This is a genomic window from Brevundimonas sp. (assembly GCF_032017145.1).
Taxonomy (GTDB): Bacteria; Pseudomonadota; Alphaproteobacteria; order Caulobacterales; family Caulobacteraceae; genus Brevundimonas.
The window spans coordinates 1-7,688 of record NZ_DALZQC010000134.1 but is presented as its reverse complement, the minus strand read 5'-3'; the positions used below and the strand labels follow the sequence as shown (position 1 = coordinate 7,688).

The 7,688-nt window shown below is 66.3% G+C and carries 7 protein-coding genes and 1 pseudogene; 5 read left to right on the top strand and 3 right to left on the bottom strand.

What is annotated here, in order from left to right:
- A partial coding sequence (locus RTU05_RS16100; protein ID WP_312599344.1) for a putative Ig domain-containing protein occupies positions 1-3,602 on the bottom strand: 3,602 nt, incomplete at its 3' end.
- A complete protein-coding gene (locus RTU05_RS18340) occupies positions 3,557-3,916 on the bottom strand; it encodes a Calx-beta domain-containing protein (RefSeq protein ID WP_409411641.1) in 360 nt (119 codons plus the stop codon). The genes RTU05_RS18340 and RTU05_RS16100, both read right to left, overlap by 46 nt.
- A 70-nt stretch (positions 3,917-3,986) precedes the next feature.
- On the opposite strand from RTU05_RS18340, the gene RTU05_RS16095 reads away from it, so the two are divergent.
- From RTU05_RS16095 to RTU05_RS16075, 5 genes are all read left to right on the top strand, one after another.
- A complete protein-coding gene (locus RTU05_RS16095; RefSeq protein ID WP_312599343.1) occupies positions 3,987-4,229 on the top strand; it encodes a hypothetical protein in 243 nt (80 codons plus the stop codon).
- A gap of 480 nt (positions 4,230-4,709) precedes the next feature.
- Positions 4,710-5,357, top strand: coding sequence for a response regulator transcription factor (locus RTU05_RS16090; RefSeq protein WP_312599342.1), 648 nt, complete (start codon positions 4,710-4,712; stop codon positions 5,355-5,357).
- Positions 5,350-5,787, top strand: coding sequence for a hypothetical protein (locus tag RTU05_RS16085; protein ID WP_312599341.1), 438 nt, complete (start codon positions 5,350-5,352; stop codon positions 5,785-5,787). The genes RTU05_RS16090 and RTU05_RS16085 overlap by 8 nt, the downstream gene beginning before the upstream one ends.
- On the top strand, positions 5,787-6,749 hold the full coding sequence (locus tag RTU05_RS16080; protein ID WP_312599340.1) for a HAMP domain-containing sensor histidine kinase: 963 nt from the start codon (positions 5,787-5,789) through the stop codon (positions 6,747-6,749). Before RTU05_RS16085 ends, RTU05_RS16080 begins: the two co-directional genes overlap by 1 nt.
- Positions 6,750-6,853: 104 nt before the next feature.
- A complete protein-coding gene (locus tag RTU05_RS16075; protein ID WP_312599339.1) occupies positions 6,854-7,222 on the top strand; it encodes a nuclear transport factor 2 family protein in 369 nt (122 codons plus the stop codon).
- Positions 7,223-7,298: 76 nt separating this feature from the next.
- Here RTU05_RS16075 and RTU05_RS16070 read toward each other — a convergent pair.
- Positions 7,299-7,421, bottom strand: a pseudogene (locus RTU05_RS16070) (IS5/IS1182 family transposase); the annotation flags it as partial.
- Between the last annotated feature and the right edge of the window lie 267 nt (positions 7,422-7,688).

Sequence of the window (7,688 nt, the reverse complement as noted above, 5' to 3'; positions counted from 1 at the left end):
CCCGCCGTCGGCCTATAGGTGACGACCGAACCGGACACGCCGACCGTCCCGTGGGTCGCAGCCGTCGCCACCGATACCGACGCATAGACGCCGCTGATCGAGGGCGACAGATCGATGGCCTGACCGGGGCTGTCGTAGGGGACCGCCACGCCGGAGCGGTTCGCCGCCGTCGGGGCCGAAGGCGTCGCCACCATCAGCGACACGGTCGCGGCGCTGGACGTCCCGCCCGGGCCGGTCGCCGTATAGGTGAAGCTGTCTGGGCCATAATAGCCCGCCGTCGGCCTATAGGTGACGACCGAACCGGACACGCCGACCGTCCCGTGGGGCGCAGCCGTCGCCACCGATACCGACGCATAGACGCCGCTGATCGAGGTCGACAGATCGATGGCCTGACCGGGGCTGTCGTAGGGGACCGTCACGCCTGACACGTTCGTCGTGTCAGGCGCAGGCGGCGTGCCCACGGTAATGTTGACGGTGGCTGGCTCCGAGACGCCGCCGCTGTTGCTCGCCGTATAGGTGAAGCTATCGATGCCGAAGTAGCCTGCGACGGGCGTGTAGAGAAAGCCCTTCCCGCTGACCGACACGACGCCATGGGCCGGACCGGCGGCCACGGCGACGCTGTCGGCCGTTCCGCCTGAGAGATTGGCTGTGATCGGGTTGTCGGTCGAGCCGTAGCCGACCGACGCCGAGACATCACCCGCGATTGGCGGGTTGGGCGCGGCGATGCTCCAGGCATAGGCCTGGATCGCTGAAAACGGACCCGAGCCGCCCGATGAATCGGTCGCCGTGATACTGAAGTTGAAGAGACCGCTCTGCCCCGGCGTGCCGCTGATCACGCCGGAGGACGACAGACTGATACCGGCCGGCAGAACGCCTGCCGAGATCACGAAGGCGTAGGGACCTGTCCCGCCGGACGCCGAAAGCTGCTGACTGAAGGGTGTTCCCACCTGACCGCCCGCCAATGAGGTCGGCATGACCGTGATCGTCCCCGCCCCGACCATCAGCGTATATGCGCGACTGGCGCTGAACGGCGCGCCGCTTCCGGTCGAGCTGTCGGTCGCGGTGATTGTGACGCTGAAATTCCCTCCCGCCGTCGGGGTCCCGGAAAGCAAGCCGTTCGTCGCCAAGGTCACGCCAGCCGGCAGGTCGCCCGCCGTAACGGCATAGCTGTAGGGCGTGACGCCGCCTGCGGCGGTGATGCTTTGGCTATAGGCGGCGCCCACGCTGGCGTTCGGCAAAGCGTTGGGCGTCATGGCGATGGTGGGTGCGTCGATCGTTAGGGTCAGGGCTCGACTGGCGCTGAACGTCCCTGTCCCGCCCAACGAATCCGTCGCCGTGACGGTGAAGTCGAATCTCCCCGACGCCGTGGGCGTGCCGGAAAGCGCGCCGGAGGACGACAGAGACAGGCCCGCGGGCAGGGCGCCCGCACCGACATAATAGACATACGGTGATATTCCGCCGGTCGCGCTGAAGGTCTGGCTGTAGGCGACGCCAGTCTCGCCGGCCGGCAGGGTGGTCGGCGTAATGACGATCGTCGGAGCTGCGATGACGATCGAATAGGCCGAACTGATCGAGACAGCAGCGTTGTCCGTCACCTTCGCGGTGAAGCGGAAGGCGCCCTGGGCCGTTGGCGTGCCGCTGATCGCGCCGGTCGTGGCATTGAGGGTCAGGCCGGCGGGAAGCGCGCCCTCCGAGATTGTATAGAGGTACGGAGTCACGCCGCCCGTGGAATTCAATGTCTGGCTGTAAGCGACCCCGGCCTGTCCGTCGGGCAGACTGAGGGGAGATAGCGTCAGCGGAGGCGCATTGACCTTGAGGGAATAGGCCTGCGAGCCGCTGTAGGAACCCGCTCCCGTTGAACTGTCCGTTGCCGTGATCGTAAAGTTGAAACTGCCGCGCGCTGTGGGCGTCCCCGACAGCACGCCGTTGGACGCCAGCGTGATGCCGGGTGGCAAGGCGCCGGTCACGGTGTAACGGTAAGGCGCCGTGCCGCCGCTGGCCGTCAAGGTCTGACTGTAGGCCGCGCCCACGTCGCCCGTCGGTAAGGATGCCGGCCCAACGGCGATCATCGCGTCGACGACCGTCAGCGAATAGGCGCGGCTGCCGGAAAAGGGACCGCCCGCTGCCGAAGAACCATCGGTCGCTTTCACGGTGAAGGTGAAGTTTCCGCCGGACGTCGGCGTGCCGCTGAGTACGCCTGTGGAAGACAAGTTCAGACCAGCCGGCAAGGCGCCGTCCGTCAAAGCGAAGCGGTAGTCAGCCGTGCCGCCGCTGGCGATGATCGTTTGGCTGTAGGAGACGCCGACCCTGGCGCTCGACAAGGCGGTCGGGGCGATGGTGATGGTTGGCGCGACGACGGTCAGAGTCGCCACGTTGCTGGCTGTGGTCCCGCCTGCATTGCTGAACACGGCGCGGAACCGCTTGCCGTCGTCGCCCATCGTCGTCGCGGGCAACGTATAGACAGTCGAGGTCACGCCGGCGATGTCGGCCCAGCTGGCGCCGCCGTCGAACGATTCCTGCCATTGAACGGTCGACGCCCCCGATGCTTGAGCGGCGAAGGTCGCCGTCGCGCCCGCCGTCACCGACTGGCTTGAGGGCTGGGCCAGCACAGTCGGCGCGGCCGGGGTGACGGTGACGGTGACGGTCGCCGGCGCCGATTGCAGCGCGCCGGGGCCGGTTCCGTTTTCCGTGGTGAAGGTGAAGCTGGTCGTGCCGCTGTAACCGGATGCCGGTGTGAAGGTGACGTTGGGCCCGGCCCCCGAGACGATGCCTTCGCCGCCCGGCGGCTGCGTATAGGCGTAGCTGGCGGCGTTCGTTCCCTGGAGCGTGATGGTCCGCGCCGTCTGATAGGCTGTCGTCACGGTCTGGCCAGTGGCCGTGGGCGGCGTGATGTAGGTGTAGCCCCGGATAAGTGTGGCCATGCCCCCTGGCGCCGTGACCCGGACATCGCCGGAACCCGCTGCGCCCGCCGGCGTCGTCGCTGTGATCTGGGTGTCGTTGACGATGGTGACGCCCGTGGCGGCTCCAGCGCCTATGCCGACGACAGTCGCGCCTGTGAATCCCGAGCCGCCGATCGTAATCGACTGACCACCGGCGGTCGTTCCCTGAGCTGGCGAGACCCGCGTGACGGTCGGGGGCGCCAAATAGGTGAACCGATCCGCCGAGGAGGTCGCGCTGGTCCCGCCCGGAGTCGTAACAGTGACATCCACAACGTCCGTACCGGACGGAGCCGTCGCCGTGATCTGGGTATCGCTGTCCACAGTATAGGCCGCGCCGACCGCTCCGAACCGTACCGCCCCCGCCCGCGCTGCGGACGCGAACCCCGTACCCGCGAGCGTCACGATCGTTCCGCCGCTGCGCGGCCCCGCTGTCGGTGAGATCGCGGTCACAGTTGGCGCAGCGACGTAGGTATATGTGCTCGCGGCTGACGTCGCGCTGACGCCGGTCGCGTTCGTCACGGTCACATCGACCACGCCCGCCGGCAGTGCGGGCGCCACCGCCACGATTTCTGCGTTGCTGTTCACCACGTAGCTCGTGGCCTGCGTCGAACCGAACCTTACGCCCGAGGGGCCCGAAACATTGGAAAAACCCGACCCCCTGATCGCGATGCTGATCCCCCCTGCGGTAGGCCCCTGGGGGGTGTGATCTGCGTAACAATCGGCGCGATATCGTCATTCCTGATGGTCAGGATTCCCTGGCCCTTAGCGATCGTGGCGTTGGTCGCGCCGCTCAGATTGACGAATAAGGTCTCATCGGCCTCCGCTTGAAGGTCGCCGTTGATGGACACAGCGACTTGTTTGGACCTGTCTCCGGGCGAAAAAGTCAGGGTGCCGCTCGTCGCAGCATAATCGCCGTCGGCGACGGTCGCGGTCCCGTCCGCCGTGGTGAAATTGACAGAGATCGGGGTGTCGCTCACTCGGGACAGGGACACGGTGGGGAAGAAGAGCGTCGTGCCGCGATCGCCTTCCGATTGAACGAAGTCGTTGATGGAAATCGTGACCGGCGGAGGCGAACAGCTCAGCGTAAACTCGACGCGGCTGTTCCAGGACGACGAGGGTCCCTTCGTGCGACCGGGCCCGCTTGCCAGGCTGGCGATGAAGGTGTCACTTGAGGGGGGAGAGTTCCGTGTCCAGTCGACCGTGATCGATCCGCTACCGCTGTCTGCCGTCGAGTCCGTGACCCCTTGCTCAGAACTTGAATTGGTCTGGGAGTACTTAACGGAGACATAGGCGCCCCGGGTGTTTCCGGACCAGGCATAGGTTATGGTCTCTCCCTGAGCGAACCGTTGTTCCGTTGGGTATTTGACCTTGGTCGTTTCATTGCCCGCCGCGTCTACGACGAAGGGTCCCGAGAACCCGGAAACCGCCTGGCACGCACCCGACTGCGCTAGAACCCCGGATGGAACAGCGACCGCCGCGAGAGCGAGGATGAGGCACGACAGCGCACGCGCTGACGGAGCGGCGGTCCTCGCCAGCGCCCGCCCGAGCGCTGAGGACAGCGTTCCTATGGCCGTCCGGGGTGCGCGCGCATTGTGTCTCGGCGCCGCCTTGGAGGCGCGGTTCAACCTGTTCGACATCCGACTGCCCCCGATCCGCTCCCCCCGATCCGGCAGGCCAGTACAACGGTCGTCTCCTGCTGTTGTAGGTCATTGACCTACAGCGGCTGCGTGCGACGCGCTAAGAGCATGTCTCCGAAGTCGGGGAGAACCGATGCACAAGCCGGCCCGCGTCTTGATCGTGGACGACCACCCCGTCATGCTGTTCGGCCTCCAGCTATTGCTGAGGGATCATCCGCGCTACTGCGTCTGCGGCGAAGCCTCGAACGCGGACGACGCCCGGCGTCTGGCGGAAGAGTTGCGGCCGCACGTCATGGTCACGGATCTGGTGATGGGCGGTCGGGACGGCCATCACCTGATCGAAGACGTCGTCGCCGCCTCGCCGGGAACGCGGATCGTGGTGTACTCCAGCCAGGACGAGACGGTGCATGCGCGTGAGGCCCTGCGATCCGGCGCCCGAGCCTATGTGTCGAAAACCGAGGGGCTGGAGACCGTCGAGCGCGCCATCGTCGCCGTTCTGGCTGGCCTCGTCTATCTGCGTCCAGGCTTGCCGACTCCCTGGCGGGTCTCCGAAGACGCCGCGACAAGGCCGGCGATCGACGACCTGTCGCCGCGGGAACAACAGGTCCTGACCCTGATGGCGCAGGGTCTCGACCTCCAGTCCCTGGCGCGCGAACTCTGCCTCAGCGTCAAGACTATCGGCACTTACCGCGAGCGGCTCAAGATCAAGCTCGGCCTCGACAGCGTGCGGTCTCTCGAACGCCTCGCTGCGGCCAGGCTTGCGGAGAACGCGGATGGCTAAGGTCGATCAGGGGTTGGCGTCGCGGCTTCGTCATCGCTGGGACTACGAGGCCGCCCCTGAGGCGTCCGAACCCTTCGAAAGCGCGGCGGTTCAGATCAACCTCCACCGGGTTGAGCTCGCCGTCATCGTCAGCCTCGCCAACAGCGTCATCCAGATCTATCTGGGCCTAACCAGCGTTATGACCGTCGACAGCTGGCTGGCGGTCGGTTCCCTTCCCGTCCTTCTGGGCTTCGGCTTGGCGGCCGCACCGGTTCGCCACGGCCGTGTCGCCGGGCTGCGGCGCGCGCTTCCGGTTCTTCTTGCGATCTTCAGCCTGGGTCTGGCGCAGGCGGCGGTGTCGGTGATCGCCCAGGATGGCCGGCTCACCAGCGGCTACCCCCTCGTTGTTCTGGCTGTCGCTCTCGTCTTCGTATTTCCCCCAGAACCCTGATGACGATCCTGGGCGCTGGCCTGATCAGCTACGCCGTCGTCGTGCTCCGAATGCCAGTGACGACGTGGGAGAAGGCCGTCGCGGTGCTGACGTGGCTGATCTGCACCGCCGTGGCGATCGCTTCGGGCCTGTTGATCTACAGCGCCCGCCGCCGGGACCACGAACAGAGGGCTGTGATCTGGCGACAGAACCAGCGTCTGATAGCGCGCGACCGGGAACTGGACGACCTGATGGCCGTCACCGCTCATGATCTGCGCAGCCCCTTGCTCGGGCTGCGCAACCTGATGAGACTGGCGACCGAGCGGTCGCCGGGCGACGCGGCGCTCCTCCTGCAGGTGATGGTGGAATCCCGCCGTAGCGTCGAGGCCATGCTGAGCTTGATCGGCCGTCTTCTGGACGATCATCAGGCGGACCGATGCGCCAGGTCCCTAGCGGTGATCGATCTGCACGAACAGGCCTGCGAAGCCTTGGCGCGGGTCACGCCTCTGGCGAAGGGCGCCGAGGTCGATCTGTCCTTGCGCGCTGGCCCTTTCCCCATCCTGGCGTTGGGTGAGCCGGGCGCTCTGGCCCAGATCCTCGACAATCTGCTGACCAACGCGATCCAGGCGTCATCCCCAGGCGACAGGGTCGTCGTGTCCTGCCAGGACGAGCACGGCCGCACCGTCCTCGCGGTCGAGGATCAGGGGCCGGGAGTGCGTGAGCAGGACCGCTCCCACATCTTCCGCAAATTCTGGCGCGCGCCATCCGCAGACGAGCGAAATCCGGGCGGTGCAGGGCTGGGCCTGTTCATCGTCCGCACCCTCTGCGAGCGTATAGGCGCCGAGGTTCGCTATGCGCCCGCTCCCCTATCAGGAGCCCGGTTCGAAATCCGCTTCGCACCGCATCCGCCCCCTGAGGGGTCGCCGCCTGTCCCGCCCGAACGACCCCGCCCCGTTCCACACCGCCGCCTTCGACCAGACTGAAACTTCGAAGATTCCGATCCACCGCCTCCGTCGCCCCGATCAACGGCGCGCGGACCAACACAAGGACACTCTCTATGCCAGACACACAGAGAAACACCGCGGTCGTGCAACGTCTGTACGCCGGCTTCGCCACGGGGAATCTCGAAGCGGTTCTCGCCGACATGGCCCCGAACATCCAATGGACGGAGGCGGAAGGCTATCCCTACGCCGGCCTCTACTCAGGCCCCGACGCAATCGTGCAGGGGGTGTTCGCCCGGCTCGCCACCGAGTGGGAGGGTTATCAGGCTGAGCCCGACACCTATGTCGCGCAAGGCGACACGGTCGTCGTTCTCGGCCACTACAGCGGCCGCTACCTCAAGTCCGGCAAGGCGTTTCGCGCGCCGTTCGCCCATGTGTGGACCCTGCTCGACGGAAAGCTGGTGCGGTTTGTCCAATACACCGACACCGCAGTGGTCATGAAGGCGCTGGAATGAGGCGAGTCGCTCTTAAAGCTCTCTGCCGGTGGTCGCCCGTCCGTATCAAGCCCGGACGAGAGCGGGTCAGGTTACCGGCCCCCTTGTGATCGCTCATCTGGCCTTCGAACAACAGCATGATCACGGGCCTGCCCCGGCCGTCGCAGACCGTGTGCAGCTTGGAGTTCAGACCGCCCTTGGTTCGCCCGATGTGGCGGTGAACATCCCCTTTTTGAAGACCGGCATGGAGACGATCGACGTCTTCGCCTTTCCGACGACCGAGCCCAACGCCGAGGTTGGCGCGGTTCACCCCAAGGCCATGCCGGTGATCCTGACGCAACCCGACGAGATTGAGGCCTGGATGACGGCGCCGTGGGAGACGGCCAAGGCGCTCCAGCGCCCGCTGCCCGACGGCGCACTGGCCGCTATCGACGCCTAGGTTCTGTGGACACTTATCGCATCCATAAGATGGTTGCGGCGAGGTGCA